The sequence below is a fragment of the Delftia deserti genome (assembly GCF_042653485.1).
Classification (GTDB): Bacteria; Pseudomonadota; Gammaproteobacteria; order Burkholderiales; family Burkholderiaceae_C; genus Comamonas; species Comamonas acidovorans.
Window position 1 is genome coordinate 3827742 of the sequence record NZ_JBHSIH010000001.1, and the last position, 24208, is coordinate 3851949.

26 protein-coding genes are annotated in these 24208 nt (G+C 68.8%); 12 read left to right on the forward strand and 14 right to left on the reverse strand.

What is annotated here, in order from left to right; all coding sequences use genetic code 11:
* Window positions 1-15 precede the first annotated feature (15 nt).
* Window positions 16-210, reverse strand: coding sequence for a heavy-metal-associated domain-containing protein (locus ACFPFG_RS18400; RefSeq protein WP_012201975.1), 195 nt, complete (start codon window positions 208-210; stop codon window positions 16-18).
* A 300-nt stretch (window positions 211-510) separates the two neighbouring features.
* Between ACFPFG_RS18400 and ACFPFG_RS18405 the strand changes: the two genes are divergently transcribed.
* Window positions 511-2205 carry a methyl-accepting chemotaxis protein gene (locus ACFPFG_RS18405; protein ID WP_183018717.1) on the forward strand — a complete coding sequence of 565 codons (1695 nt, stop codon included), beginning with the start codon at window positions 511-513 and terminating at the stop codon, window positions 2203-2205.
* Window positions 2206-2309: 104 nt separating this feature from the next.
* On the opposite strand, the gene ACFPFG_RS18410 is transcribed toward ACFPFG_RS18405, so the two are convergent.
* The 6 genes from ACFPFG_RS18410 to ACFPFG_RS18435 form a co-directional block, all read right to left on the reverse strand.
* On the reverse strand, window positions 2310-3428 hold the full coding sequence (locus tag ACFPFG_RS18410) for an alkene reductase (protein ID WP_380107736.1): 1119 nt from the start codon (window positions 3426-3428) through the stop codon (window positions 2310-2312).
* 81 nt (window positions 3429-3509) lie between these two features.
* Window positions 3510-4091 (reverse strand): NADPH-dependent FMN reductase, encoded by a 582-nt coding sequence (locus ACFPFG_RS18415; RefSeq protein WP_212645600.1) that lies wholly within the window; start codon window positions 4089-4091, stop codon window positions 3510-3512.
* A gap of 4 nt (window positions 4092-4095) precedes the next feature.
* Window positions 4096-5070, reverse strand: a complete 975-nt coding sequence (locus ACFPFG_RS18420; protein ID WP_374617819.1) for a tripartite tricarboxylate transporter substrate binding protein — start codon at window positions 5068-5070, stop codon at window positions 4096-4098.
* Between the two features lie 88 nt (window positions 5071-5158).
* A complete protein-coding gene (locus ACFPFG_RS18425; RefSeq protein WP_380107739.1) occupies window positions 5159-5710 on the reverse strand; it encodes a VOC family protein in 552 nt (183 codons plus the stop codon).
* 12 nt (window positions 5711-5722) lie between these two features.
* Window positions 5723-6109: an NIPSNAP family protein gene (locus ACFPFG_RS18430; protein ID WP_183018712.1), complete on the reverse strand. Its 387-nt coding sequence runs from the start codon at window positions 6107-6109 to the stop codon at window positions 5723-5725.
* Window positions 6110-6122: 13 nt separating this feature from the next.
* Entirely contained in the window at window positions 6123-6878 is a 756-nt protein-coding gene (locus tag ACFPFG_RS18435; protein ID WP_183018711.1) for an SDR family NAD(P)-dependent oxidoreductase, read from the reverse strand.
* Between the two features lie 114 nt (window positions 6879-6992).
* Between ACFPFG_RS18435 and ACFPFG_RS18440 the strand changes: the two genes are divergently transcribed.
* Window positions 6993-7766 carry an IclR family transcriptional regulator gene (locus ACFPFG_RS18440; RefSeq protein WP_088166419.1) on the forward strand — a complete coding sequence of 258 codons (774 nt, stop codon included), beginning with the start codon at window positions 6993-6995 and terminating at the stop codon, window positions 7764-7766.
* Window positions 7767-7826: 60 nt separating this feature from the next.
* Here the strand turns inward: ACFPFG_RS18440 and gstA are convergent, their stop codons facing one another.
* Both gstA and ACFPFG_RS18450 read right to left on the reverse strand, forming a co-directional pair.
* Window positions 7827-8435: a glutathione transferase GstA gene (gene gstA, locus ACFPFG_RS18445; protein ID WP_013799958.1), complete on the reverse strand. Its 609-nt coding sequence runs from the start codon at window positions 8433-8435 to the stop codon at window positions 7827-7829.
* 95 nt (window positions 8436-8530) lie between these two features.
* Entirely contained in the window at window positions 8531-9118 is a 588-nt protein-coding gene (locus tag ACFPFG_RS18450; protein ID WP_183018710.1) for an NADPH-dependent FMN reductase, read from the reverse strand.
* 325 nt (window positions 9119-9443) lie between these two features.
* On the opposite strand from ACFPFG_RS18450, the gene mnmG reads away from it, so the two are divergent.
* The 8 genes from mnmG to ACFPFG_RS18490 all read left to right on the forward strand — a co-directional run bounded on the left by mnmG (window position 9444) and on the right by ACFPFG_RS18490 (window position 17346).
* On the forward strand, window positions 9444-11414 hold the full coding sequence (gene mnmG / locus ACFPFG_RS18455) for a tRNA uridine-5-carboxymethylaminomethyl(34) synthesis enzyme MnmG (RefSeq protein ID WP_197954227.1): 1971 nt from the start codon (window positions 9444-9446) through the stop codon (window positions 11412-11414).
* Entirely contained in the window at window positions 11411-12070 is a 660-nt protein-coding gene (gene rsmG, locus ACFPFG_RS18460) for a 16S rRNA (guanine(527)-N(7))-methyltransferase RsmG (RefSeq protein WP_380107743.1), read from the forward strand. The genes mnmG and rsmG overlap by 4 nt, the downstream gene beginning before the upstream one ends.
* Window positions 12071-12175: 105 nt before the next feature.
* Window positions 12176-12790 carry a LysE family transporter gene (locus tag ACFPFG_RS18465; protein ID WP_183018694.1) on the forward strand — a complete coding sequence of 205 codons (615 nt, stop codon included), beginning with the start codon at window positions 12176-12178 and terminating at the stop codon, window positions 12788-12790.
* 13 nt (window positions 12791-12803) lie between these two features.
* A complete protein-coding gene (locus ACFPFG_RS18470; RefSeq protein WP_183018693.1) occupies window positions 12804-13574 on the forward strand; it encodes a ParA family protein in 771 nt (256 codons plus the stop codon).
* 2 nt (window positions 13575-13576) lie between these two features.
* A complete protein-coding gene (locus ACFPFG_RS18475) occupies window positions 13577-14155 on the forward strand; it encodes an RBBP9/YdeN family alpha/beta hydrolase (protein ID WP_380107746.1) in 579 nt (192 codons plus the stop codon).
* A gap of 13 nt (window positions 14156-14168) precedes the next feature.
* On the forward strand, window positions 14169-15104 hold the full coding sequence (locus ACFPFG_RS18480) for a ParB/RepB/Spo0J family partition protein (RefSeq protein ID WP_183018691.1): 936 nt from the start codon (window positions 14169-14171) through the stop codon (window positions 15102-15104).
* A 197-nt stretch (window positions 15105-15301) separates the two neighbouring features.
* A complete protein-coding gene (locus tag ACFPFG_RS18485) occupies window positions 15302-16336 on the forward strand; it encodes a peptidoglycan-binding domain-containing protein (RefSeq protein ID WP_183018690.1) in 1035 nt (344 codons plus the stop codon).
* A gap of 188 nt (window positions 16337-16524) precedes the next feature.
* Window positions 16525-17346, forward strand: coding sequence for a class I SAM-dependent methyltransferase (locus ACFPFG_RS18490; RefSeq protein WP_183018689.1), 822 nt, complete (start codon window positions 16525-16527; stop codon window positions 17344-17346).
* 13 nt (window positions 17347-17359) lie between these two features.
* Here ACFPFG_RS18490 and sorU read toward each other — a convergent pair whose 3' ends face one another.
* From sorU to ACFPFG_RS18515, 5 genes are all read right to left on the reverse strand, one after another.
* Complete coding sequence (gene sorU, locus ACFPFG_RS18495) at window positions 17360-17707, reverse strand: SorU family sulfite dehydrogenase c-type cytochrome subunit (RefSeq protein WP_183018688.1); 348 nt, start codon at window positions 17705-17707, stop codon at window positions 17360-17362.
* A gap of 86 nt (window positions 17708-17793) precedes the next feature.
* A complete protein-coding gene (sorT, locus tag ACFPFG_RS18500) occupies window positions 17794-19002 on the reverse strand; it encodes a SorT family sulfite dehydrogenase catalytic subunit (RefSeq protein ID WP_183018687.1) in 1209 nt (402 codons plus the stop codon).
* A gap of 34 nt (window positions 19003-19036) precedes the next feature.
* Complete coding sequence (locus tag ACFPFG_RS18505) at window positions 19037-19624, reverse strand: hypothetical protein (RefSeq protein WP_380107749.1); 588 nt, start codon at window positions 19622-19624, stop codon at window positions 19037-19039.
* Window positions 19621-20190 carry an RNA polymerase sigma factor gene (locus ACFPFG_RS18510; RefSeq protein WP_099732597.1) on the reverse strand — a complete coding sequence of 190 codons (570 nt, stop codon included), beginning with the start codon at window positions 20188-20190 and terminating at the stop codon, window positions 19621-19623. The genes ACFPFG_RS18505 and ACFPFG_RS18510 overlap by 4 nt, the downstream gene beginning before the upstream one ends.
* Before the next feature lie 71 nt (window positions 20191-20261).
* Window positions 20262-21311 carry an AraC family transcriptional regulator gene (locus tag ACFPFG_RS18515; protein ID WP_380107751.1) on the reverse strand — a complete coding sequence of 350 codons (1050 nt, stop codon included), beginning with the start codon at window positions 21309-21311 and terminating at the stop codon, window positions 20262-20264.
* A 65-nt stretch (window positions 21312-21376) separates the two neighbouring features.
* Between ACFPFG_RS18515 and ACFPFG_RS18520 the strand changes: the two genes are divergently transcribed.
* Window positions 21377-22651 carry an MFS transporter gene (locus tag ACFPFG_RS18520; protein ID WP_183018683.1) on the forward strand — a complete coding sequence of 425 codons (1275 nt, stop codon included), beginning with the start codon at window positions 21377-21379 and terminating at the stop codon, window positions 22649-22651.
* Between the two features lie 156 nt (window positions 22652-22807).
* Window positions 22808-24097 (forward strand): M20/M25/M40 family metallo-hydrolase, encoded by a 1290-nt coding sequence (locus tag ACFPFG_RS18525; protein WP_183018682.1) that lies wholly within the window; start codon window positions 22808-22810, stop codon window positions 24095-24097.
* Window positions 24098-24208: the final 111 nt, after the last annotated feature.

The following is a 24208-nucleotide window of genomic DNA, read 5'->3' on the forward strand; positions in this document are numbered from 1 at the left end:
TCTTTGAGGTGTCTCTCAGGCGACCTTGTAGCCTTCTTCGGCAATGGCGGCGCCCAGTGCCTCGCGGCTGGCGCTGCTGTCGACTTCCACGCGCTGGGCTGCGCGATCGATTTTTACCTGGGCCTGGTCATCGACGCCCTGCACGGCCTGGGTGACGGCGCGTTCGCAGTGGCCGCAGGTCATGCCCTGCACGGTGAAAACATGTTGCATCTCTCGCTCCTGGTTGGGGCGCGCCGAAGTGGCGCAAGCCATGGATGGCATGTTGAACCCTAACACCATGGCAAGGTCAAGCGTCTGGCCGGGAATGGGTTGATTTGGCCCAAAGCATGCGGGCCGGCCCGGCTCAATGATTCGGCCCAATGACCGATACATTGAAAAGAGCCCGGAATATGCAAAAACCGTCATAGACCATTGGCGATCATCTGACAAACTGCAACAATTTGTATTTACGTTGGCGCCGGGCATATGGAGACCGTGCAGGCGCCCTGACTGACAGAGAGGAAAACGGTCATGAACTTGTTGGGAATGATGCGGGCTTTCACGATCCGCACGCGGATGCTGGGTGCCATCGCCATGGTGCTGGTGCTGCTGGGTCTGCTGGGCGGAGCGGGGATGCTGGGCATGTTCCGCATCCATGGCATGAGCCAGCAGTTCATGCATACCTCGTACGCCAAGATGGGCTACATGGTGGAGTTGCGCGCCGAACTCGGCGCCGTGCGCGCCCATGAAAAGGACATGATCATCCAGTACGAGCGTACCGAAGAGGTGCGCAAGGCCCACACCCAGTGGCTGGCCGCCATCGACCGCGTGAAATCCGTGGCCCAGCGCTTTCTGAAGGATGAGGACCCGGCCGACGATGCCATCGTCAGCGGCATCTCCGATCGCGTGGACCGCTACCGCCAGCAGTTCGAGCACATTGCGCGCCAGCTGGAGGCCGGCGGCTACGACACGGCCACCACGGCCAACCGCATGAGCGGCAAGGCCATGGCCGAGGTGGCCGAGGTCGAGAAGCTGATCGCCCAGCTCGACCAGCTGCTGCGCCAGCAGGTCGATGCCATGGCCGCCGAGGAGCAGGGCGTGGCCGAGCAGACGCAGTGGATCTTCGTGGCTGCCGTGGTGCTCACGGTGCTGGTGGTGGTGCCGCTGACGCTGATGAACATGCTGTCCATCTGCCGCCCCCTGGTGCAGGCGCGCCAGACGGCGCTGACCATCGCCCAGGGCGATCTGTCGCAGAGCGTGAAGGTGGAGGGCAAGGACGAGGTGGCCGACCTGCAGCGCGCGCTGGACCAGATGCAGCAGAGCCTGGGCTCCATGGTGACCCAGGTGCGCGACGCCAGCGGCAACATCGCCACGGCCAGCCAGGAGATCGCCACTGGCAACCAGGACCTGTCCTCGCGCACCGAGCAGACGGCCAGCAATGTGCAGGAGACCGTGGCCTCGCTGTCCCAGCTCACGGCCACGGTGCAGCAGACGGCATCGTCCTCGCAACTGGCCAACCAGCTGGCGGCCTCTGCCTCGACCACGGCCACGCGCGGTGGCGACGTGGTGGCCCAGGCCGTGGTCAGCATGCAGGAGATCACGACCTCCAGCCGCAAGATCGGCGACATCATCGGCCTGATCGACTCCATCGCCTTCCAGACCAACATCCTGGCGCTGAACGCCGCCGTGGAAGCGGCGCGCGCCGGCGAGCAGGGCCGCGGCTTTGCCGTGGTGGCGGCCGAGGTGCGATCCCTGGCCCAGCGCTCGGCCCAGGCGGCCAGCGAGATCAAGGCGCTGATCCAGACCAGCGTGCAGGCCGTGGACGTGGGCGTGCGCCAGGTGGAGGATGCGGGCAAGACCATGAAGGAGATCGTGGACAGCGTGCAGCGCGTGGGCGACATCATCGGCGAGATCACGGCCGCTTCCAGCGAGCAGTCGGGCGGCATCGGCCAGGTCAACCAGGCCGTGGGCGATATCGACCGCATGACGCAGCAGAATGCGGCCCTGGTCGAGGAATCGGCCGCCGCCGCCGAGTCGCTGCGCGAGCAGGCCGCGCGCCTGGCGCAGGTGGTGGGCCAGTTCCGCATTGCCGGTGCGGCCGTGGCGTCCATGGGCTCGCATGCTTCCTATGGCCGTCCCGGCCAGGGCAAGCCCGGCCTGGCCCCGGCTGCCGGCCGCGCCCCGCTGGCTTCGGCCCGCGAGACCCAGTTGCTGGAACACGCCTGAGAAGGCAGGGGCCAGCGGCCCTGTTTCACGTGACCCCGTGAATCGTCCGAACGAAAAAGCCCGCAGGCCATGCCTGCGGGCTTTTTGCTTTGCAGCGCCGCAAATCAGGCCTGGCGCGCGAACGGGTAGTCGGTGTAGCCCTCGGCGCCGCCGCCGTAGAACAGGCTGGAGTTCCAGGGGTTCAGCGGCAGGTCGTCGCGCAGACGGTGGACCAGGTCGGGGTTGGAGATGAAGGCCTTGCCGAAGGCCACGATATCGGCGTGGCCGTTCTCCACGGCGCGCAGGGCCATGGCGCGGTCATAGCCGTTGTTGACCATCCAGGCGCCCTGGCCACCGGCCTGGCGGTAGGCGGATTTGAGGGCCGCGTAGTCGAAGGGCCGGTCCGGCAGTTCACGCGGGCCGCCGGTGGAGCCTTCGATGATGTGGATGTAGGCCAGGCCCAGCGGCGCCAGCTGGCGAACCACGTATTCGAACAGCGGCTGGGGGTCGGCATCGGCGATGTCGTTGGCCGGCGTCACGGGCGACAGGCGGATGCCCACGCGGCCGCCGCCCACGGCATCGGCGGCGGCGCGCGTGCATTCGAGCAGCAGGCGGGCGCGGTTCTCGATGCTGCCGCCGTAGTCGTCGCTGCGCTGGTTGGCGCCGGTCTTGAGGAACTGGTCCAGCAGATAGCCGTTGGCGCCGTGCAGCTCCACGCCGTCGAAGCCGGCCGTCTCCACGGCATTGCGCGCGGCCACGGCGAAGCTGTGGACGATGGCGGGAAGCTCCTGCTGGGCAAGCGCGCGCGGCGCGGAGGTGGGCACGAACTGGCCCTTGCCCGAGTCCTCGTCGATCACATAGGTCTTGGATCTGGCCGCTACCGGGGACGGCCCCACGGGCGCCTGGCCTTCGGGCTGCAGCGAGGTGTGCGAGACCCGGCCCACATGCCACAGCTGGGTGACGATGCGCCCGCCCTCCTTGTGCACGGCGTCGGTCACGCGCTTCCAGCCGTCGAGCTGCTCGCTGCCGTACAGGCCCGGCACATGGGCATAGCCCTGGCCCTGGTGGCTGATGGCCGTGCCTTCGCTGATCAGCAGGCCGGCGCTGGCACGCTGGGCGTAGTAGGTGACCATGATGTCGTTGGGCAAGGCCTGGGGCGCGCGGTTGCGCGTCAGGGGCGCCATGGCGACGCGGTTGGGCAGGCGCAGCTCGCCGGCCTGTATGGGTTCGAACAGAGAGGTCATGCAACGGGGCTTTCTGTGCGTGAAGCAAAAGCGCCACCCGTGCGGGCGGCGCGGCGTACGGCACAGATTACGCCCATGGAATCAATCGTGCAGGCCAGGGATTTGCGCGCTGTCGTGCAGGCGACGGTGCTGTGCCACGAGTCGCCCCAGCGCCTGCATCTGCGCCGTCACGAAGCTGCGCGTGGCGGCATCGGTGCACAGGCCCTGGCTGTCGAATTTCTGTGCCGCCTGGCCCACGAAGACCTCGGGCCGGGCCAGCACGTCGGCTTCCATGCACTGCAGTACCTTGCGCAGTTCGTACTGCACGCGCGCCCCGCCCAGCGGGCCGGGCGAGGCCGAGACAAGGGCCACGGGCTTGTGCCGAAAGGGTTGGTCGTCGCCACGCGAGATCCAGTCCAGCGCATTCTTGAACATGCCTGGAATGGAGAAGTTGTACTCGGGCGTGGCCAGCACCACGGCGTCGGCACGGCGGATGCGCTCGCGCAACTGGTGCACGGATGCGGGCATGCCCGTGGCCAGCAGGTCGGCATCCAGCGGCGGCAGCGCGCGCCAGTCGCAGACCTGCATCGTGGCCTGGGGTGGCAGGCATTCGCCCGCCAGCTCCAGCAGCAGGCGGTTCAGGGAATGGCGGCGCAGGCTGCCGCACAGGCCGATGATGTCCATGGCGTCAGGCCTGCAGCGGAATGCCGACCTGCTGGATGACGCCGCGCCAGCGCGCGATCTCGGCGCCCACCATGCCACGCATCTCCTCGGGGCTGCACGGCGTGGCCGCGCTGCCGGCGCTGGCCAGGGCCTGGAGCAGGTCGGGCTCCTTCAGGGCCTTGTGGGTTTCGGCGGCCAGCCTTTGCACCACGTCGGCGGGCGTGCCTGCGGGCGCGGCCAGGCCCAGCCAGGAGCGCACCTCGAAGCCGGGCAGCACGGCCGAGGCCGGCGGCACCTCGGGCAGGGTGGGCCAGGCCTGGGCGCTGGTGACGGCCAGGGCGCGCAGCCGGCCCGACTTGATGTGCGGCATGGCCACGGTCAGCGTGTCGCTGAGCACGTCCACATCGCCCGCTATCACGGCCTGCACGGGCGCGCCGCCGCCCCGGTAGGGCACGTGCAGCAGCTGTACCTTGGCCGTGGAGCCCAGCAGCTCGCCGGCCATGTGCTGGGTGGAGCCCACGCCCACCGAGGTGAAGGTGATGCGGCCCGGTTCCTTGCGGGCCATGGCCAGCAGATCGGCGAGGGTCCTGGCGGGATGCTCGGCGCGCACGGCCACCACGAAGGGAAAGGACGAGACGGTGGAGACAAAGGCGAAGTCCTTGACCGCGTCGTAGGGCAGCGATTTGCGCAGCGCGGCCGACACGGTGTGCGCGCCCGTGAGCATGACCAGGCTGTAGCCGTCCGGCGCCGCCTTGGCCACGAAGTTGCTGGCAATGGAGCCGCCCGCGCCGCTCTTGATCTCCACCACCACGGGCTGTCTGAGCGATTCCTGCAGCTTCTGGGCCACGAGCCGGGCCACCACGTCGGCGTTGCCGCCCGCGCCAAAGCCGTGGATCAATTGAATGGGCCGGTTGGGAAAACCGCCCTGGGCCCGGGCCGTGGGCAGGGCGAGTGAGGCGGCGCCTGCAAGCAGGGCCGTGCGTCGGGTGATGGCAGTCATGTCATGTCTCCTTTTTTGTATTGCGCGCTGTGGCTGTGTCCAGTGGCTTGGCTTGCGGCTGGCCTGGCAGGCCTCGCTGGCGTTGCGGCTAGCGGTCCGCGCGTGCGTAGCCGGTCTGGGCGCCGTAGAGCTTTTCGCGCTGCGACCAGTCGTGGGTCTCGTTCCACAGGGCCAGCACCTGCATGGCCTCCTGTTCGAAGACCTGGTGGCGCGCCGCGTCGGCCGTGCGCGCGGTCAGCTCCAGGCGGTGGCCCGAAGGGTCGAAGAAGTAGATGGAGGTGATGAAGTCGTCGTGGTTGGTGGGACCCTCCACCTCAATGCCCCGGTCCAGCAGGTCCTGGCGGGCGCGCAGCACGGTGTCCACGTCGGCGACCTCGAAGGCGAAGTGCTGTATCCAGCCCGGCGACTCCATGTCCTTCATCTGGCCCGGGTCCCTGGGGCACTCGAAGAAGGCGATGGAGCTGCCGTCCTCCATCTCGAAAAAGATGTGGATGTGCGGGCTGTACTGGCCCGTGGAGGGCACATGGTCCTCGCCCATGGCGTGGGTGAAGCGCAGGCCCAGCACCTCGGTATAGAAGCGCACGGTCTCGGCCGCGTCCTTGCAGCGGTAGGCGGCGTGGTGAAGCTTTTTGCACAGCATGGATGTCTCCTGTCAGTCGGTGGAAAGGGGGCCGGAAGCGGAGGCGGGGCCCGTGGCGCCGTGGAGCGGCTCCTGGCAGCCGCTCCACCGGGGCTGGAAGAAGGGGGCCGGGACCAGGAACTTCGATTCCTGGCTTTGCAGCAGCGGCAGCATGCGCGCCACATAGGCCTGCCAGCGTGGCTCGGCCAGCAGGCGGGCGCGGCGCTCGGCGCGCTCGTTCAGGTCCGTATAGGCCCACAGGTGGACGATCTGGTTGAGTGGCCCCGAGTCGCTGGTGTAGTAGCCGACCATGCGGCCCAGAATGCGCTGCTGCAGCTCCAGGCCCTCGGCCTGGTAGAGCGCCAGGTAGTCCCGCCACTTGCCGGGGTGGGCGGTGTAGGTGCGTTGTTCGACGAGCATGACGTGCCTTCTTTCAACCGAGGCTGTGGCCGCCGTCGATCACGATGCGCGTGCCCGTGGCCGTGCGCAGATGCGTGGCGCAGGCGAGGATGGCCTGCGCCACATCGCCGGGCTCGACCACGCGGCCCAGCGGCGTGTGCGCGGCCTTTTTCTCCAGCTCCTGGCGGCTGCGGCCACCCACGAAACCGGTGTCCACGGCGGCGGGCGAGACGCAGAGAAAGCGCACCGGGCCGAAGGCGCGCGCCATGGACACCGTCAGCGTGTCCAGCGCGGCCTTGGCGGCGCAATAGGCCATGTTGCTGCCCAGGCCCGTGAAGGCGGAGACCGAGGACACGTTGACCACGGCGGCATCCTGCGAGGCGCGCAGCAGCGGCAGCAGGGCCCGCGTCACGGCATAGGTGCCGCCCACGTTGGCGCACAGGATGCGGTTGAACAGAGCCGGCTCCAGCGCATCGATCTGCGCGTGCGCGATGCGCTCGGTGAAGCCCGCGCAGTTGACCAGCAGGTCCACCCGGCCCAGGTGCTGCTGCAGCCACTGGGCGGCGGTGGCGTGGCTGGCCTCGTCTTGCAGCGACAGCTGCAGCGTGTGGTGGCGGCCCGGCAGTTCCTCGCGCAGTGCCTGGGCGCGGTCGTGGCCCTGGTGGTAGCCGATCACGACGGTGGCGCCTTCGCTGGCCAGGGCCCGCGCCGTGGCGGCGCCTATGCCGCTGCTGGCGCCGGTGACGACGGCGATTCTGTCTTGCAATGGCGGATGGGAGAGTTGCATCATTCGGAAATCCGTGGCGCCCGGCCTTGCCGTGCCCTGGCCGGGCCGTGGTTGATCGGCCATTCCGATTGTTTTCAAATCGCCCGGCGGCGCCACTCAGTTGTCCGATAAACGAACATGACCTCATCGTCCGATGCCGGCTCCCTCAAGCGGGGCGTGGCCTTTCTCAAGCTGCTGGCGACCGGGGGCGTGCGCGGTTGCCCGCTCAGCGAACTGGCCGAAAAATCCGGCGTGCCCCACCCTTCTGCCCACCGCATCCTCAAGCAGCTGATTGCCGAGCGCCTGGTGGTGCACGACGCCCAGACCCACCGCTACCGGCTGGGTCCGCTGGCCTTCGAGCTGGGCCTGGCCGGGTCGATGCTGCACGACATACGCGACCTGTGCGAGCCGGCCATGGCGGCGCTGGCACGTGAAACCGAGGACACGGCCTACCTGGTGGTGCGCAGCGGATTCGAGGCCGTGTGCCTGCACCGGCTCGAAGGTGACTTTCCCATACGCACGCTGGTGCTGCAGGTCGGCAGCCGGCGCCCGCTGGGCGTGGGCGCCGGGGGGCTGGCCGTGCTGGCCGCCATTGCGCCCGAGGAGCGCGAGGCCATCATCGAGCGCGTGGCGCCTGCCCTGCCGGCCTTTGGCAAGCTCACCGATGCGGGACTGCGCCTGGCCTGCGAGGAAACGGCCCGCGCAGGCGTGGCCGTGATCCAGAACCGGGTGAGCCTGGGCGTGACGGCCGTGGGCGCGCATTTTTGCGACAGCATGGGCCAGGCCATGGGGGCGGTCAGCGTGGCCGCGCTGACCCAGCGCATGACGGCGGCGCGCGTGCGGCGCATCGCCCAGCAGGTGCGCGCTGCGGCGGCCCAGATAGAGCAGCGCATCCGCACGCGCAAAAGATAAGGGGCCGGCTGGTCCACGCCAGCCGGCCCCCTGGGGCGCCGAGAGCAGGCTCGGCGCAGCTTACTTGAGCAGGCCTTCGGCCTTCATCGCGGCCTGCACGGCAGGGCGGGCCAGCACGCGCTCGCGGTAGGCCAGGAGGTTGGTCAGCTCGGAGATGTCCACTCCCACGAACTGGGCCCAGCCCGTCACGGTGAACAGGTAGGCGTCGGCCACGGTGAACTGCTCGCCCATCAGGTAGTCGCGGCCATTGAGCTCGCCGTCCACCCACTTGAGGCGATCCAGCACGCGCTGGCGCACCACGGGCTTGTAGTCGTCGGGCGTGGCGGGGTTGAACAGGGGGCCGAAGCCCTTGTGCAGCTCGGTGCCGATGAAGTTCAGCCACTCTTGCAGGTGGTAGCGGGCCATGGTGCCGTTGGCAGGCGCCAGCTTCTTCTCGGGGACCAGATCGGCCAGGTACTGGACGATGGCCGGGCCTTCATGCAGCGTGTCGCCGTCGTCGAGCACGAGGAAGGGAACATAGCCCAGCGGGTTGATGCCGTAGTAGTCCGTGCCGTCCTGCAGCTTGTGCGTCTTGGTGCTGGCCAGGACCGGCTCGTAGGCCAGGCCTGCCTCGTGCAGGACGATGTGGGGAGACAGAGAGCAGGCGCCAGGGCTGTAGTAGAGCTTCATGGTGGATGGCTTCCGATCAGGGTAAGAAAGACAAGCGCCCATGCTAACCCCATGTGAAGGGGCTGCGCATGACGGGACCGCGCTGGCGGCAGGGTTCAGGCCGACAGGCGCTGTGCAGCCCAGAGCACCTGTTCCAGCACGGCCTTCATGCCCAGCTGGTCCTGGGGGCGCTGCAGGCGGCCGGCGTCGTCGAATGCCTGGCCGGCCTGCCCCACGGCGTGGCTCACGGGCGCCAGCCAGCACTGCAGGTTCAGCAGCAGCGGCGCCAGGTGCGACTGGGCGCGCAGGCCGCCCAGGCCGCCGGGCGAGGCGCTGGCCATGCCCACGACCTTGCCGCGAAAGGGCAGGGTGCCATCGGACCAGACGGCGTCGCCGGCCACGGGGCTGGAGGCCCAGTCGATGGCGTTCTTGAGCAGGGCAGGGTAGCTGCCGTTGTACTCGGGCGAGCAGATCAGCCAGGCCGGGTGGCTGTGCAGCGCGGCCTTGAAGCGCAGCACGTCGGGCGGCGTGCCGCTGGCCTCCAGGTCGGCGTTGTACATGGGGATGTCGAAGTCCGACAGCTCCAGCAGCGTGGGCTGGGCGCCCAGTTCGCGCGCCATGTCGGCGGCGGCGGCGGCCAGGCGCCGGTTGTGCGATTGTTGGCGGGTACTGCCCGCGAAGATGAGGATCTGCATGGCCGCCATTGCATCACAGGCCCTGCACATGTTTCTTGCAAGCGGGGCGCGCTGCGGGCGGCGCCGCGCAGCATCCTGCGGTGCGCACGCTGTGTCCGCCGCACTGTTTCACGTGGAACACCGGCGCAGTGCTGGCCCAGTGGCGGTGCAGTGGCGGTGCAGTGGCGGGGCCGGCCGACCCCTCGCAAGGCATTGGTGCGGCAAAGGTGGGAAAATCGCGGGTTCCCCGCTGGGTTCCCCTCGCCACATGAACGAGGGCCACCTGCCATGAGCGCCGGAGCGTGAGTGCTCCGTGTCGGGGGCTTGGGCCGGGCAGGCCCCCGGAGTGATAAGCATGTTGTACCCACAGGAATTTGATGTGATCGTGGTCGGTGGCGGCCACGCCGGCACCGAGGCCGCGCTGGCCGCTGCGCGCATGGGCTGCAGGACGCTGCTGCTGAGCCACAACATCGAGACCCTGGGCCAGATGAGCTGCAATCCCAGCATCGGCGGGATCGGCAAGGGCCATCTGGTCAAGGAAGTGGATGCGCTGGGCGGCGCCATGGCGCTGGCCACCGATATCGGCGGCATACAGTTCCGCATCCTCAACAGCTCCAAGGGCCCGGCCGTGCGTGCCACGCGCGCCCAGGCCGACCGCATTCTCTACAAGGCCGCCATCCGCGACATGCTGGAGAACCAGCCCAACCTGTGGCTGTTCCAGCAGGCGGTGGATGACCTCATGGTCGAGGGCGACCGCGTGGTGGGCGCCGTCACCCAGGTGGGCGTGCGCTTTCGCAGCCGCACCGTGGTGCTCACGGCGGGCACCTTCCTGGACGGCAAGATCCACGTGGGCCTGAACAACTACGCGGCAGGCCGCGCAGGCGATCCGCCGGCCGTCAGCCTGTCGTCGCGGCTCAAGGAGCTGCAACTGCCCCAGGGGCGCCTGAAGACCGGCACGCCGCCGCGCCTGGATGGCCGCAGCATCGATTTCTCGCAGTGCGAGGAGCAGCCCGGCGACGGCATGCCCGGCGGTGTCAACGAAGGCGTGCTGCCCGTGTTCAGCTTCATCGGCAATGCGGCCATGCACCCGCGCCAGATGCCTTGCTGGATCACCCACACCAACGAGCGCACGCACGACATCATCCGCAGCGGCTTTGACCGCAGCCCCATGTTCACGGGCAAGATCGAGGGCGTGGGCCCGCGCTACTGCCCCAGCGTCGAGGACAAGATCAACCGCTTTGCCGACAAGGATAGCCACCAGATCTTCCTTGAGCCCGAAGGCCTGACCACCAACGAGTTCTATCCCAACGGCATCTCCACCAGCCTGCCCTTCGACATCCAGTACGCACTGGTGCGCAGCATGAAGGGGCTGGAGAACGCGCACATCCTGCGCCCCGGCTACGCCATCGAGTACGACTACTTCGATCCGCGCTCGCTCAAGAGCAGCTTCGAGACGCGCCAGATCCAGGGCCTGTTCTTCGCCGGCCAGATCAACGGCACGACCGGCTACGAGGAAGCGGCGGCCCAGGGCCTGTTCGCCGGCCTCAACGCCGCGCTGCAGTGCCGCGGCCAGGAAGCCTGGCTGCCGCGCCGCGACGAGGCCTACCTGGGCGTGCTGGTCGATGACCTGATCACCAAGGGCGTGACCGAGCCCTACCGCATGTTCACCAGCCGCGCCGAGTTCCGGCTGCAGCTGCGCGAGGACAACGCCGACATGCGCCTGACCGAGGCCGGCCGCGCCATGGGCCTGGTCGACGATGCGCGCTGGGACGCCTTCAGCCGCAAGCGCGATGCTGTTTCACGTGAAACAGAGCGCCTGAAGTCCACCTGGGTCAATCCGCGCATCGTCGCGCCCGAGGAATCGGAGCGTGTGCTGGGCAAGTCCATCGAGCGCGAGTACAACCTGTTCGACCTGCTGCGCCGCCCCGATGTGGGCTATGGCAAGCTGATGAGCCTGAACGAGGGCCGCTATGCCTCGGCCGATGTGCAGCCCGAGGTGCTGGGCGATCTCAGCGGCGCCGTGGTCGAGCAGGTGGAGATCGCGGCCAAGTACGCAGGCTACATCGACCGCCAGAAGGACGAGGTGCAGCGCGCCGCCCACTTCGAGAACCTGCGCCTGCCGGCCGAACTGGACTATATGCAGGTGCCGGCCCTGTCCTTCGAGGTGCGCCAGTCGCTGCAAAAGCACAGGCCCGAGACGCTGGGTCAGGCGTCGCGCATGTCGGGTGTGACGCCCGCTGCGATCTCGTTGCTCATGGTCCACCTGAAGAAGGGCGGCTTCCGTGGTTTCGCTGCCGACGCGCAGGGCGAGGAGATCTCCGCATGAGCCAGGATCTGCGCATCCCTCTCGAAGCCGGCCTGCGGGCGCTGGGCCTGGAGCTTTCCCCCGCCCAGGTCGATACGCTGATGGAATTCCAGGCCCTGCTGGGCAAGTGGAACAAGGTCTACAACCTCACGGCCGTGCGTGATCCGCAGGAGATGCTGACCCATCACCTGCTCGACAGCCTTGCTGCCGTGCCGGCGCTGCAGCGCCATCTGGCACAGATGCCTGCGCGCGCAGGCCGCACCGCCATGCTGGACGTGGGCTCGGGCGGCGGCCTGCCCGGCGTGGTCTTTGCCGTCTGCTGCCCGCAGATCGACGTGCACTGCGTGGACACGGTGGGCAAGAAGGCCGCCTTCATCCAGCAGGCGGCGGCCACGCTGCGCCTGCCCAACCTGCGCGGCATCCACAGCCGTGTGGAGCAGCTGACCACGCGCTATCCGCTGATCAGCTGCCGCGCCTTTGCCTCGCTGGTGGACTTCACCGGCTGGTCGCACCAGTCGCTGGAGGAGGGCGGCACCTGGCTGGCCATGAAGGGCAAGCACCCCGACGATGAAATCGCCGCGCTGCCTGCCGACGTGCAGGTGTTTCACGTGGAACCATTGAAGGTGCCGGGCCTGGATGCCGAGCGCTGCATCCTCTGGCTGCGCGTTGCCGCCTGATTTTTTACCGAATGGCACACTGCCGCGTTGCGGCGGGGCCATGTTCCCCATGCGCTGGCCATGGCCCTCGCATAAACTCCCAGCTTTCATAGCTCAGGGGTCAGCATGTTCGGCATCTCCGATTTCAGCGCATTCGTTGTTGCCATTCTTCTGTTCCTGCTGATTCCGGGGCCGGGCAATCTGGCGCTGATCACCTCCACCGGCAAGGGCGGCATACGTGCCGGAATGGCGGCCTGCGCCGGCGTGCTGGCAGCCGACCAGGTGCTGATCTGGCTGGCGGTGGCGGGCGTGGCCGCGCTGCTGGCCTCCTATCCCGCGGCCTTCCATGCCGTGCAGTGGCTGGGCGCCGCCTACCTGGGCTGGCTGGGTTTCAGGATGCTCACCGCCAGGCCCGGCGATAAGCCCGTGCTGCACATCGAGCCGCGCCACTACTTTCGCCAGGCCGGCCTGATCACCCTGATGAACCCCAAGTCCATCGTGTTCTACATGGCCTTCTTCCCGCTGTTCGTGGACCCTGCAAGCCACCAGGGCCTGCTCACGTTCGCGGTGATGGCGGCCACGGTGGCCGTGCTGACCTTTCTCTACTGCCTGATCGTGGTGCTGCTCACCGCGCATCTGGCCGAGCGCATGCGCGCCAATCCTGCGGTTTCCCGGGTTCTCGAAAAGACTGCGGGCGTGTTCCTGATCGGTTTTGGCCTCAAGCTGGCCATCGCCAAATAAGCGTGTAAATACCATGGCCAAAATCTTCTGTGTCGCCAATCAAAAGGGCGGGGTCGGCAAGACCACCACCGCCGTCAACCTTGCAGCGGGCCTGGCCAAGGTCGGCCAGCGCGTGCTGCTGATCGACCTGGACCCGCAGGGCAATGCCACCATGGGCTCGGGCGTGGACAAGCGCGCGCTGGAGTTGTCGGTCTACGACGTGCTGCTGGAGAACGCCAGCGTCAAGGAAGCCGCTGTGCGCTCCGAGGCCGTGGGCTACGACGTGCTGGGCGCCAACCGCGAACTCAGCGGCGCCGAGATCGAGCTGGTCACCCTGGAGCGCCGCAACGAGCGCCTGAAGGGCGCCCTCAAGGCAGCCGATGCCGACTACGACTTCGTGCTGGTGGACTGCCCGCCCAGCCTGTCCATGCTCACCTTGAACGGCCTGTGCGCGGCCCATGGCGTGGTCGTGCCCATGCAGTGCGAGTACTTCGCGCTCGAAGGCCTGACCGACCTGGTCAACACCATCAAGCAGGTGCACGCCAACATGAACCCCGACCTGCAGATCATCGGCCTGCTGCGCGTGATGTTCGATCCGCGCACCACGCTGCAGCAGCAGGTCAGCGACCAGCTCAAGGAGCACTTCGGCGACAAGGTCTTCGACACCGTGATCCCGCGCAACGTGCGCCTGGCCGAGGCACCCAGCTATGGCGTGCCCGGCGTGGTCTTCGACCCGGGCGCCAAGGGCAGCAAGGCCTTCATCGATTTCGCGCACGAGATGGTGCGCCGCATCAAGAAGATGTAGCCATGCAAGGTTCACATGAAGCGGCAGGGCAGGGCGTGCCGACCGGGTGGGCCGCCGAGGACGTCTGGCTGCTGCCCGGCTGGCAGAACTCGGACGCCGATCACTGGCAAAGCCGCTGGGAGCAGCGCCACGGCTACCGCCGCCTGGAGCAAAACGACTGGGACCGCCCGCTGCGCGGCGACTGGAGCGTCAGGCTGCAGGAGACGGTGCTCGACGCCCCGCGCCCGGTGGTGCTGGTGGCGCACAGCCTGGGCTGCATCCTCGTGGCCTGGTGGGCCGCGCATTCGCCGCTGGCCGCCCGCAAGGTGCGCGGCGCGCTGCTGGTCGCCCCCGGCGATACCGAGCAGCCCCAGCTGCGCGAGCAATTGCCGGGCTGGTCGCCGGTGATGATGCAGCGCCTGCCGTTTGCCTCCATCGTGGTCGGTAGCGACAACGACATTTACTGCAGCGCCCAGCGCGTGCAAGCCATGGCCTATGCCTGGGGCGCACGCTTCGTCGACGCAGGGCCTTCGGGCCATCTCAACACGGCCAGCGGGCTGGGCGACTGGGACCGCGGACACGCGCTGCTGGCATCGCTTTGACAAGGACAACACCATGGTGACCAAGAAACCCAAGGGACTGGGACGCGGGCTGGAAGCCCTGCTCGGACCCAAGGTCCACGACAAGGAAGAGGGCGGCGGACCGGTGGCCGAGACCGGCCTGCCCAGCATCCTGCAGCTCGACGTCATGGTGCCCGGCCAGTACCAGCCGCGCACCCACATGGACGAGGGCGCGCTCTACGAGCTGGCCGAAAGCATCAAGGCCCAGGGCATCATGCAGCCCATCCTGGTGCGCCGCCTGGCCAAGGGCGAGCACGCCGGCAAGTACGAAATCATCGCGGGCGAGCGGCGCTTCCGTGCGGCCCGCATCGCCGGCCTGGCCGAGGTGCCGGTGCTGGTGCGCGAGGTGCCAGACGAGGCCGCCGCCGCCATGGCGCTGATCGAGAACATCCAGCGCGAGGACCTGAACCCGCTGGAAGAGGCCCAGGGCCTGTCGCGCCTGGTCAAGGAATTCGGCCTCACGCACGAGCAGGCGGCCCAGGCCGTGGGCCGCTCGCGCAGCGCGGCCACCAACATCCTGCGCCTGCTCAACCTGGCCGATCCGGTGCAGACCATGCTCATGGCCGGCGACATCGACATGGGCCATGCGCGCGCCCTGCTGTCGCTGGACCGCGCAGCCCAGATCACGGCCGGCAACCAGATCGCGGCCAAGAAGCTGTCGGTGCGCGAGGCCGAGGCCCTGGTCAAGAAGATCGGTGCCGACTTCAGCCTGGTGCGCCAGAAGTCCAAGAAGGACGGCAAGTCGCGCGACATCAAGCGCGTGGAAGAGGAGCTGTCCGACCTGCTCATGGCCGATGTCGAAGTGCGCATCAAGAAGTCCGTGCGCCGTGGCGGCAAGCTGCAGGAAATGGGCGAAGTGGCGATCCAGTTCGGCTCGCTCGATGCGCTCAACGGGCTGATCGAACGTTTGCGCGGTGATGCCCCCGAGTGATGACAACAGCTTGTAACCGTCTGTCATCTGTCGTTCTCCAGCAAAGCAGCGCTTTTTCGCAAGGGTGAATCCCGGTATATTTGCGCGCTGTCATGCGGGGTAATTGTGTGTAATCGATGGCTGGCGACGCCGCCAGGCCGTGGACGCCCATCGCCCTGGCGCTGATTCACCTAGACCAGACCCGAGAGGATTACAACGTGAAGAAGTATCTTGCCCTGACCGCCATCGCTGCCGTGGCGCTGACTGGCTGCGCAACCACCGACATGCGCATGGGTTCGCCCGAAGCCAAGACCGTGGCCACCGGCGCCGCAGGCGGTGCCAGCGCCGAGAACGCCAATACCGAGCTGGAGCGCTGCGACTCCTCGCTGGGCACCATCTCCCTGGTCGAGAACCAGACCGCGGGCTGGTACACCATCCTCACCCAGCAGTACCGCCTGCCCCCCACCTCGCAGCTGCTGCGCCTGATGATCCAGCAGTCCAACTGCTTCATCGTCGTGGAACGCGGAGCGGCCGGCATGGGCGCCATGGCACGCGAGCGCGCGCTGATGGACTCGGGCGAGATGCGTGGCGGCAGCAACCTGGGCAAGGGCCAGATGGTGGCCTCCGACTACGGCCTGTCCCCCGAAGTGATCTTCAACCAGAGCGATGCCGGTGGCATGGGTGGCGCCATCGGCGGCCGCGCAGGCGGCATCTTCGGCGCGCTGGCGGCAGCCACCAAGACCCGCGAGGCCTCGGTCATGCTGGCCCTGGTGGACAACCGCTCGGGCGTGCAGGTCTCGGCTTCCGAGGGCTCGTCCTCCAAGACCGATTGGGGCGGCATGGGCGCGCTGTTCGGCGGCTCCGCCGGCGCCTCGCTGGGTGGCTACACGCGCACGGCCGAGGGCAAGGTGATCGCCGCCGCCTTCATGGACGCCTACAACCAGATGGTTCGCTCGCTGCGCAACTACAAGGCGCAGACCGTGAAGGGCCAGGGCCTGGGCGGCGGTGGACGCCTGGGCGTGGACGGCGGTGCCGCACCGTCGCAGACATCGGCTCCGGGCGCCAATGCCGCCGGCATGTCGCTGCGCGCTGCCCAGCAAAAGCTCAATGCCCTGGGCTATACCGCCGGCACGCCTGACGGCGCCATGGGCAAGAACACCCAGAACGCCCTGCGCGAGTTCCAGCGCGACCAGAGCCTGCCGCAGACCGGCCGCCTCGACCGTGCCACCTCGCAAGCACTGCAACAGCAATGAGATGCAGCACCCCCTGAGTCGCTTCGCGCCTTCCCCCTCTCCTGCGGGAGGGGGGCATACGGGCGGCCGGCGACAGCCTCGCTGCGGGGCGGCCCTTGCTCGCTGTTCCTGGTTTGGGGCGTTTCGGGCTCATAGGTCGCGCTCGTTTCATGGGCTGTGGGAGGCGCGTCGCGTAATGAGGCTCTGACATGCGGCGCCTTCCCTGGCCGGCCCCGGCCCTTCTTGCCTGGGCGGGCGCCTGGCTTGTCTACGCCGCGCTGCAATCGACCCTAGGGCCGCTGGCCGCCTGGCTGGCGGCCTGTTTTTTGGGCGTGCTCGCCAGCCTGCTGGCCACGCCCTGGTGGCGGCGCCTGGCCGTGGCGGCGGGCTTTCCGCTGTCCTGCCTGATGCTGTGGGGGCCGGGCGGCCTGGCCGCCATCAGCCCCTGGCTGTGGCTGGCGGCGCTGGGCCTGCTCACCCTGGTCTACCCGCTCAACGCCTGGCGCGATGCGCCGCTGTTTCCCACGCCGACCGATGCGCTGCAAGGCCTGGCCGATGCCGCGCCGCTGCCCGATGGCGCGGCCGTGCTGGATGCCGGCTGCGGCCTGGGTGACGGCCTGCGCGCGCTGCGCGGCCAGTACCCGCAGGCGCGGCTCCATGGCATGGAGTGGAGCTGGCCGCTGCGCTGGCTGTGTGCGCTGCGCTGCCCCTGGGCCCGCGTGCGCCGCGCCGATATCTGGCTGGCCGACTGGAGCGGCTACCAGATGGTCTACCTGTTCCAGCGCCCCGAAAGCATGGGCCGTGCGGCCGTCAAGGCCGCCACGGAACTGCCCGAGGGCGCCTGGCTGGTCAGCCTGGACTTTGCGCTGCCCGGTGTGGAGCCCTCCTGGCAGCGCCAGGGCCCGGGCCGCCACAGCCTCTGGGTCTACCGCATGCCGCTGGGCGGTGCCGGTGAGGCCGTGGTGCATGTGCCCGAGCCCGAGGAAACGCACTACGAAAAGGCACTGCGGGAACTGCAGGAACGCCGGTGAGGGGCCGTGCCGCCTACTTCTTTGCGCTGGCCTTGCTCACATAGAGCGACAGCGCGGCGATATCGGCCTCGCTGAGCGTGGCCTTGAACGAGGGCATGGCGCCTATGCCGTCGCGCAGTGCGCGCGCCACGCGCGCGGCGTCGGGCTGCAGCTCGTCGAGCACGGGGCCGATGGCGCCCTCGGCACCCGCGTCCTTGAGCGTGTGGCACAGCGCGCAGGCGGGCGTGGCCGTGGCGAACAGCTTCTTGCCCAGGGCCATCTGGGCCGCTTCATTGGCAAAGGCGGGGCCGGACAGCAGGGCGCTGCCGAGCAAAGCGCTGCCCAGCAGGGCGGTGTGGATCAGGTGTTTCATCGTGAACATGGCAATGGGGGTACGGGCCCGCCACGGTCTGGCGCCGTGTGCGGGAGGTGACGGGAAGGGGGGCGGGATGGGCGCGCGGGCCGTGCTCAGGCCACGGTGACGGTCACGGCGTGGTCGGCCCAGCTGGTGTTGTTGTAGCCACTCTGGTTCTCGCCACGCATCTCGGGCTGGACCCGGCCGCGCGCGTCGGTGGCGCGGCTGGCCAGCACATGCGTGCCCTTGGGCAGGCGCGCCTGCAGCACGAACTGGCGCCAGGCGTACCTGCCCAGGTCGGGGCCGACCAGGCGTGCGGCCTGCCAGCTCTTGCCGCCGTCCGTGGACACCTCCACGCCCTTGACGGCGTCCATGCCGCCAAAGGCCACGCCGTGGATCTGCACCAGGCCGGCGGCCTGCCCGCCGTCCTCGGGCAGGGGCGAGTTGATCCAGGACTTGACGCTCATCTCCTGCACCGAAGGCTGGCTCGGGTCGCCCTTGCTGCCGGGCGGCGAGATGCGGTAGCCGTGGGACATGATGTGGGCCTCGCTCTCGCGCGGCGTGAAGGCCAGTTGCCGGATGTACTTGATGTTGTTCACGCCGGTGTAGCCGGGCACGATCAGGCGCAGCGGCCCGCCATGGGCCAGCGGCACGGGCTCGCCGTTCATCTCCCAGGCCAGCAGGGCGTCTTCCATGGCCGACAGCGGCACCGAGCGCTCGACGATGACGCTCTTGGGGTCCAGCCCTGCGGGCAGTACCTCACCGCCCGTGCCGGTCATGTAGAGGCCGCCATCGGCCACGCCGCCCAGGGCCTTGACCACCTCGCGCACGGGCACGCCGCTCCAGACCACGCAGCCGGCAGCGCCCACGGTCCAGGCCGTGCCGCTGGGCTTGCTGGGAAAGAAGGCCCGGCCATTGCCCGAGCACTGCAGCACCATGGCCACGGTCTCCAGGCCCAGGGACTTGAGCTCGCGCACGCTGAGGCTGCGGGGCTGGCGCACGCCCTCCACCTGCAGCTGCCAGGCATCGCGGTCGGCCACGATGGATTCGGGCGGCGTGGGCAGGTTGTTGCGCACATAGAGCTGGTCGCTGGGCGTGATCACGCTGGTGCCGAAGGCGCCGCGCCGCGTCTCTATGGTGGTGGAGCTGTGGACGATGAGGGCATCGGCCTTCTTCCAGCCCGCGTAGCCGGGCAGGGGTTTGGCGGCCGGTGCCTGGGCCGATGCGCCCTGGTGCAGGCCGGCCAGGCCTGCGGCGGCCAGTGCGCTGGCGCTGCCGGCCAGCAGGCTGCGGCGCGCGGGGGAGGTGGGCAAGTGGTTCATGGTTGTCTCCTCGTGGTGGTTGTCAGGGGTCGTGTCATGGGGCAGGGCTGCCCAGGGCCCTGCTGGCCACGGCCAGGGCCTGTTTCTTCTGGGCCACGAGCACCAGCGGCCGGCCTTCGCGCGAGCGAACGACCTGCCAGTGCATGTTGGCCCACCAGCCCTGGCCATCCGGCAGGCGCTGGGGCTGGTCGAAGGCCAGCACGGTAACGATGCCGCCCTTCTCGAAGAAGGTGGTCAGGTGGTAGGCGCGCGTGCCGTCGATATCGCAGGGCCGCATCAGCTGGGTGTAGCCGGGCAGCTTCTCGCCGGCAGGCAGGTCCAGGCGGTGGGCGACCTCGGCCTCGGGCATGAAGCTGCCGCGCAGCGTGCGCTCGTAGTACTCGTGCTCGATGGCGGCGCGCACCAGCTCGGGCGGGCGCATGGCAAACACGGCCGTGGCGGCCGAGCTGCCCACCAGCAGCGCGGCAATCAGCCGGCGCACGCCGCTGCGCGCATGCCAGGGCGTGTGGCGCAGCAGATGGGCGGGCGGCCCGCCGTGTGGTCCGGGGTCGAAGGCCAGGGCCAGTTCGGCGCGTGCGCGCAGGTCGAAGGCCGATTCGTCGGTCGTGTCCGGGGCAGTCATTTCAAGCCTTGGTATCGGGTGGGGCGCAGCGGGGTGGGGCGCAGCGGGATCACGCTGGCAGTCTCTGGGGCAGGCGCCGGGGCGGCCTGCTCCAGCGCCGCCTTCAGCGCATCGCGGGCGCGCGACAGGCGCGACAGCACCGTGCCCGGCGCAATGTCCAGGGCCTCGGCCATCTGGGCCGTGGGCATGTCGTCGAAGTAATAGAGCACCAGCACCTCGCGGTGGATGGGCGCGATGCGCGCCAGCGCCTTGACCACGTCGAGCCGGTCGTCCAGCGCCGAAGGCGAGGGGGCGGGATGCTGGTCCAGCGCCTCGTCATCGCTGACCAGATGGGCCGATGGCGCAAGGTGGCGGAAGGCATGGCGGCGCATGATCTGGAACAGCCAGGCCCGCGCCATCGCGGCCTCGCGCAGCTGGTGGCGAAAGCGCCAGGCGCTGGTGAAGCAGTCCTGCACCACGTCCTCGGCCAGCGCGCGCGAGCCGGTCAGCGCCCAGGCGCTGCGCAGCAGGAATCGGTAGTGCTCGCGCACCCACTGGTTGTAGCGCGACTCGGCGGTGGAGATCATGCGGCATAAGAGCACGCCGGGCGCCGCTGCATTCCATGGCCTGCCGACCGGCAAACCCTATATCGGCTCAGCTATCGCGAAGAGACGATGGCCCTCTGATGGTCCATGGGCGGCCGGGATACAGCGCCTGTTCCGGCCCTGTGGGCCGCCGCGCCCGCCTGCTGCCCGAAGAACCGGGCAGGGGGCATGCCCACCGTGCGGTGCACCATGGCGCTGAAGGCGCTGGGGCTGTAGCCCAGCTCGGCGGCGATCTGCTGTATGGGAAGGCCGCGCGCGGCCAGGCTCAGGCCATGGGCCAGCACCACTTGCTGGCGCCAGGCGGTGAAGCTGCAGCCCAGCTGCTGCTGGAACAGCCGGGCCACGGTGCGCGGGCTGGCGCCGGTGTCTGCCGCCCAGTCGGCCAGGCTCTCGTGCTGGGTGGGGTCGGCCACCACGGCCTCGCAGAGCATGCGCAGCCGCTTGTCCTGGGGCATGTTCACGCCAAGGTGGACTTCGCTGGCGCGGCGCAGCTCCTCCAGCAGCAGGGCGCTCAGATAGTGTTCGCGCTGCAGCGTGGCGGCGTCGGGTGCGGGCTGGTCATCGCTTTGCTTGGGCAGGGCCGTGATCAGCTCGCGCATCAGCGGCGAGACCTCCAGCACGCGGCAGCGCGCCCAGTCCTGCGGGTTGCAGGCCACGCCGCAGTAAGGGTGATCCGGCAGCACGGGCCCCTGGGCCGGATCGTCCTGCAGCACGTAGATGGAGACGAGATCGGCTTCCTCGACCATGGCCACGGCGTGGACCAGGCCGGGCGGAATCCATACGGCCTTGGAGGGTGGGGCGATCAGCGTGCCCTGGGGGGCCGACAGGTGCAGCACGCCGTCCAGCGAGATGGCGATCTGTGCCCAGCTGTGGCTGTGCGGTATGACGCGCGTGCGTGCCGACAGACGGTGCTGCTTGGCGCGCACGGGGCGCTGGGGCGTGGGCACGAACAGGTGCGGATGCAGGGCCTCGACCGGCTCCATCGGCCGGGCCTTGCGTGCCGACCGCAGTGCGGCTGCGGGGCAGGCGCTGGGCAGGGTGTCGGCAGAAGTGTCGGCAAGGGTGTGGGCAGGGGTGCCGGGCGTGGAGACAGGCTTTGGCATGTTTGCGACAGAAGTTGGCAGACTATCGCATACAAGACGAAACGCTGCTGCCTAAGATGCGGCCCATGACCGCCTCTTCTTCTTCCATGCCGGACGCCGTGGCTCCGGACCCGCTGCGCAGCGATGTGCGCACCATCGGCCTGATCGGCCTGGCGCATGGTTCCTCGCATTTCTTTCACCTGCTGCTGCCGCCGCTGTTTCCATGGCTGATCGCCGAGTTCGGCTACAGCTATGCCGAACTCAGCGTGATGGTGTCGCTGTTCTTCGTGGTCTCCGGCGTGGGCCAGGCCATGGCCGGCTTTGCGGTGGACCGCTTCGGCGCGCGCCCCATTCTGTTTGCGGCGCTGGGCAGCTTCACCGTGGCGGGCGTGGTCGCCAGCCTTGCACAGGGCTATGGAATGCTGCTGCTGGCGGCCTTCTTCGCGGGCCTGGGCAATGCGCCCTTCCACCCGGTGGACTTCACCATCCTCAACAAGCGCGTGTCGGCCAAGCGCATCGGCCATGCGTTCTCGGTGCACGGCCTGTCGGGCAATATCGGCTGGGCGCTGGCGCCGCTGTTCATGGCGGGCATCACCACGGCCACGGGGTCCTGGCGGCTGGCCTGCCTGTGCGGCGCGGTGCTGGCGGCGACGGTCCTTGCCATCATGGTGTTCAACCGCAAGGCCCTGGACGACCGCGCGGCCGATGCCCATGCGCCAGTGGCTTCGCGCACGGCTGCGGCCGTGCCGCAGGAGCATCCCATGGCCTTCCTGAAGCTGCCCTCGGTCTGGCTGTGCTTCTCGTTCTTCTTCTGGAGCACCTGCGCACTCAGTGCCATCCAGAGCTTCGCCAGCCCTGCCATGCAGTCCATGTACGGCCTGCCGCTGAGCGTGACGGCGCTCATCGTCACGGGCTACATGCTCTGCGGCGCGGCCGGCATGGTGGCGGGCGGTTTCCTGGTGGGCCGCGTCAAGCGGCTGGAGAAGGTGATCTCGATCTGCATGCTGGGTTCGGGCGTGGCGCTGTTCCTGGTCGGCACGGGCTGGCTGCCGGCGATGGTGGCCGTGGGCGTGGCCTCCATGGCGGGCCTGGGCACGGGCCTGGCCGGCCCCTCGCGCGACATGCTGATCAAGCGCGCCGCGCCCCCCGGCGCCACGGGCCGCGTCTATGGCACGGTGTATTCGGGGCTGGACCTGGGCTTTTGCCTTGCAGCCCCCGTGTTCGGCTACATGCTGGACCACGGCATGAGCCACGGCGTGTTCTACGGATCGGCCATTGCCCTGGTACTGAGCGTCGTGTCGGCCGTGGTCGTGGGCGATGGCGTGAGCCGGAAAAGCGGCATGGCTCTGAGCGCAGGCTGATCCCGGGTCACGCTCCCCAAAGGCCCCGCAGGCCAAGGCTTGCGGGGCCTTTGCTTTGGGCTGTGAGACGGACAAGGCAGGCACGGCAATTGCGTGCGCCCTGCGCGGCGCCTGCTATCGTGCAGGCACAACTTTTTCAACACAGGAGACCTGTCCATGCGTTCCGCCTTTGCACCGCTTTCCCTCATGTTCCGCAGCGCCCCGCTGGCGCTGGCGCTGGCCGTGGCCGGCCTGTCCGGCAGTGCCCTGGCCGCGCCCAAGGCCGATATCCAGGCGCTGGCGCAAAAGCACCAGCAGCCCTTGCTGGACACACTGCGCGACCTGGTGCACATCGAGTCGGGCAGCAAGGACATGGAGGGCGTGGAGCAGATCGCCAACTACGTGGCCGGCAAGCTGCGCGAGCAGGGCGGCAAGGTGGAGATCCTGCAGCCCACCGACGTCTACCGGCTGGGCGACACGCCCGAGAAGATCGGCCCCATGGTGCATGCCGAGTTCAAGGGCAAGGGCACCAGCCGCATCATGCTGATCGCCCACATGGACACGGTCTACCTGCGCGGCATGCTCAAGGACCAGCCGTTTCGCATCGATGGCGAGCGCGCCTACGGCCTGGGCATTGCCGACGACAAGCAGGGCGTGGCCCTGATCCTGCACACCGTGGCCATGCTGCGCCAGATGGGCTTCGACAACTACGGCACGCTGACCGTGCTGATGAACAGCGACGAGGAAATCAGCTCGCCCGGCGCGCGCAGCACCATCACGCGCATGGGCGCCGAGCAGGATGCGGTCTTCTCGTTCGAAGGCGGGGGCACCGACGGCGGGGTGCGCCTGGCCACCAGCGGCATCGGCGCGGCCTACCTCAAGGTCGAGGGCAAGGCCTCGCACGCAGGCGCCAAGCCCGAGGACGGCGTCAACGCGCTGTACGAGCTGTCGCACCAGCTGCTGCAGATGAAGGACCTGTCCAAGCCCGAGACCGGCCTCAAGCTCAACTGGACCGTGGCCAAGGCCGGCACCAACCGCAACGTCATTCCCGCCGAGGCCACGGCCCAGGCCGACGCCCGCGCGCTGCGCGTGGCCGACTTCACGGCGCTGGAGCAGGCCATGCAGGCCAAGGTGGGCCACAAGCTGCTGGACGCCAGCAAGGTGCAGCTCAAGTTCGAAGTGCGCCGCCCGCCGCTGGAGGCCAACGAGGCCTCGCGCAGCCTGGCCAGGCAGGCGCAGACCATCTACAGCGATGAGCTGGGCCTGAAGATGAGCGTGATGGAAAAGGCCACGGGCGGCGGCACCGACGCGGCCTTTGCGGCGCTCAAGGCCAAGGGTGCCGTCATCGAGGGCTTTGGCCTGAGCGGCTACGGCGCGCACTCCAATGATGCGGAGTACGTACAGTTGAACACCATCGTGCCCCGCCTGTACCTGGCCACGCGCATGATCATGGATCTCTCCAAGTAAGGGTCGGCTATCAGGCTGCAATCCTGCGTTAAGCCAAAGCCAGACGGTGGCTTGGGTCGCTTTTTCTGACCCTGCCGGGAGGTTGTTTTTCGAGGCCGGGTCTCGGCCCGG

Coding starts and splice junctions, on each gene's coding strand:
- rsmG (WP_380107743.1), top strand. CDS start 11,411: ATGAGCCAGGATCTGCGCATCCCTCTCGAAGCCGGCCTGCGGGCGCTG.
- gstA (WP_013799958.1), bottom strand. CDS start 8,435: ATGAAGCTCTACTACAGCCCTGGCGCCTGCTCTCTGTCTCCCCACATC.
- sorU (WP_183018688.1), bottom strand. CDS start 17,707: ATGTTCACGATGAAACACCTGATCCACACCGCCCTGCTGGGCAGCGCT.
- ACFPFG_RS18470 (WP_183018693.1), top strand. CDS start 12,804: ATGGCCAAAATCTTCTGTGTCGCCAATCAAAAGGGCGGGGTCGGCAAG.
- ACFPFG_RS18480 (WP_183018691.1), top strand. CDS start 14,169: ATGGTGACCAAGAAACCCAAGGGACTGGGACGCGGGCTGGAAGCCCTG.
- ACFPFG_RS18515 (WP_380107751.1), bottom strand. CDS start 21,311: ATGCCAAAGCCTGTCTCCACGCCCGGCACCCCTGCCCACACCCTTGCC.
- ACFPFG_RS18430 (WP_183018712.1), bottom strand. CDS start 6,109: ATGCTCGTCGAACAACGCACCTACACCGCCCACCCCGGCAAGTGGCGG.
- ACFPFG_RS18405 (WP_183018717.1), top strand. CDS start 511: ATGAACTTGTTGGGAATGATGCGGGCTTTCACGATCCGCACGCGGATG.
- sorT (WP_183018687.1), bottom strand. CDS start 19,002: ATGAACCACTTGCCCACCTCCCCCGCGCGCCGCAGCCTGCTGGCCGGC.
- ACFPFG_RS18450 (WP_183018710.1), bottom strand. CDS start 9,118: ATGGCGGCCATGCAGATCCTCATCTTCGCGGGCAGTACCCGCCAACAA.
- ACFPFG_RS18465 (WP_183018694.1), top strand. CDS start 12,176: ATGTTCGGCATCTCCGATTTCAGCGCATTCGTTGTTGCCATTCTTCTG.
- ACFPFG_RS18425 (WP_380107739.1), bottom strand. CDS start 5,710: ATGCTGTGCAAAAAGCTTCACCACGCCGCCTACCGCTGCAAGGACGCG.
- ACFPFG_RS18475 (WP_380107746.1), top strand. CDS start 13,577: ATGCAAGGTTCACATGAAGCGGCAGGGCAGGGCGTGCCGACCGGGTGG.
- ACFPFG_RS18410 (WP_380107736.1), bottom strand. CDS start 3,428: ATGACCTCTCTGTTCGAACCCATACAGGCCGGCGAGCTGCGCCTGCCC.
- ACFPFG_RS18415 (WP_212645600.1), bottom strand. CDS start 4,091: ATGGACATCATCGGCCTGTGCGGCAGCCTGCGCCGCCATTCCCTGAAC.
- ACFPFG_RS18525 (WP_183018682.1), top strand. CDS start 22,808: ATGCGTTCCGCCTTTGCACCGCTTTCCCTCATGTTCCGCAGCGCCCCG.
- ACFPFG_RS18490 (WP_183018689.1), top strand. CDS start 16,525: ATGCGGCGCCTTCCCTGGCCGGCCCCGGCCCTTCTTGCCTGGGCGGGC.
- ACFPFG_RS18510 (WP_099732597.1), bottom strand. CDS start 20,190: ATGATCTCCACCGCCGAGTCGCGCTACAACCAGTGGGTGCGCGAGCAC.
- ACFPFG_RS18520 (WP_183018683.1), top strand. CDS start 21,377: ATGACCGCCTCTTCTTCTTCCATGCCGGACGCCGTGGCTCCGGACCCG.
- ACFPFG_RS18420 (WP_374617819.1), bottom strand. CDS start 5,070: ATGACTGCCATCACCCGACGCACGGCCCTGCTTGCAGGCGCCGCCTCA.
- ACFPFG_RS18400 (WP_012201975.1), bottom strand. CDS start 210: ATGCAACATGTTTTCACCGTGCAGGGCATGACCTGCGGCCACTGCGAA.
- ACFPFG_RS18440 (WP_088166419.1), top strand. CDS start 6,993: ATGACCTCATCGTCCGATGCCGGCTCCCTCAAGCGGGGCGTGGCCTTT.
- ACFPFG_RS18505 (WP_380107749.1), bottom strand. CDS start 19,624: ATGACTGCCCCGGACACGACCGACGAATCGGCCTTCGACCTGCGCGCA.
- ACFPFG_RS18435 (WP_183018711.1), bottom strand. CDS start 6,878: ATGATGCAACTCTCCCATCCGCCATTGCAAGACAGAATCGCCGTCGTC.
- mnmG (WP_197954227.1), top strand. CDS start 9,444: ATGTTGTACCCACAGGAATTTGATGTGATCGTGGTCGGTGGCGGCCAC.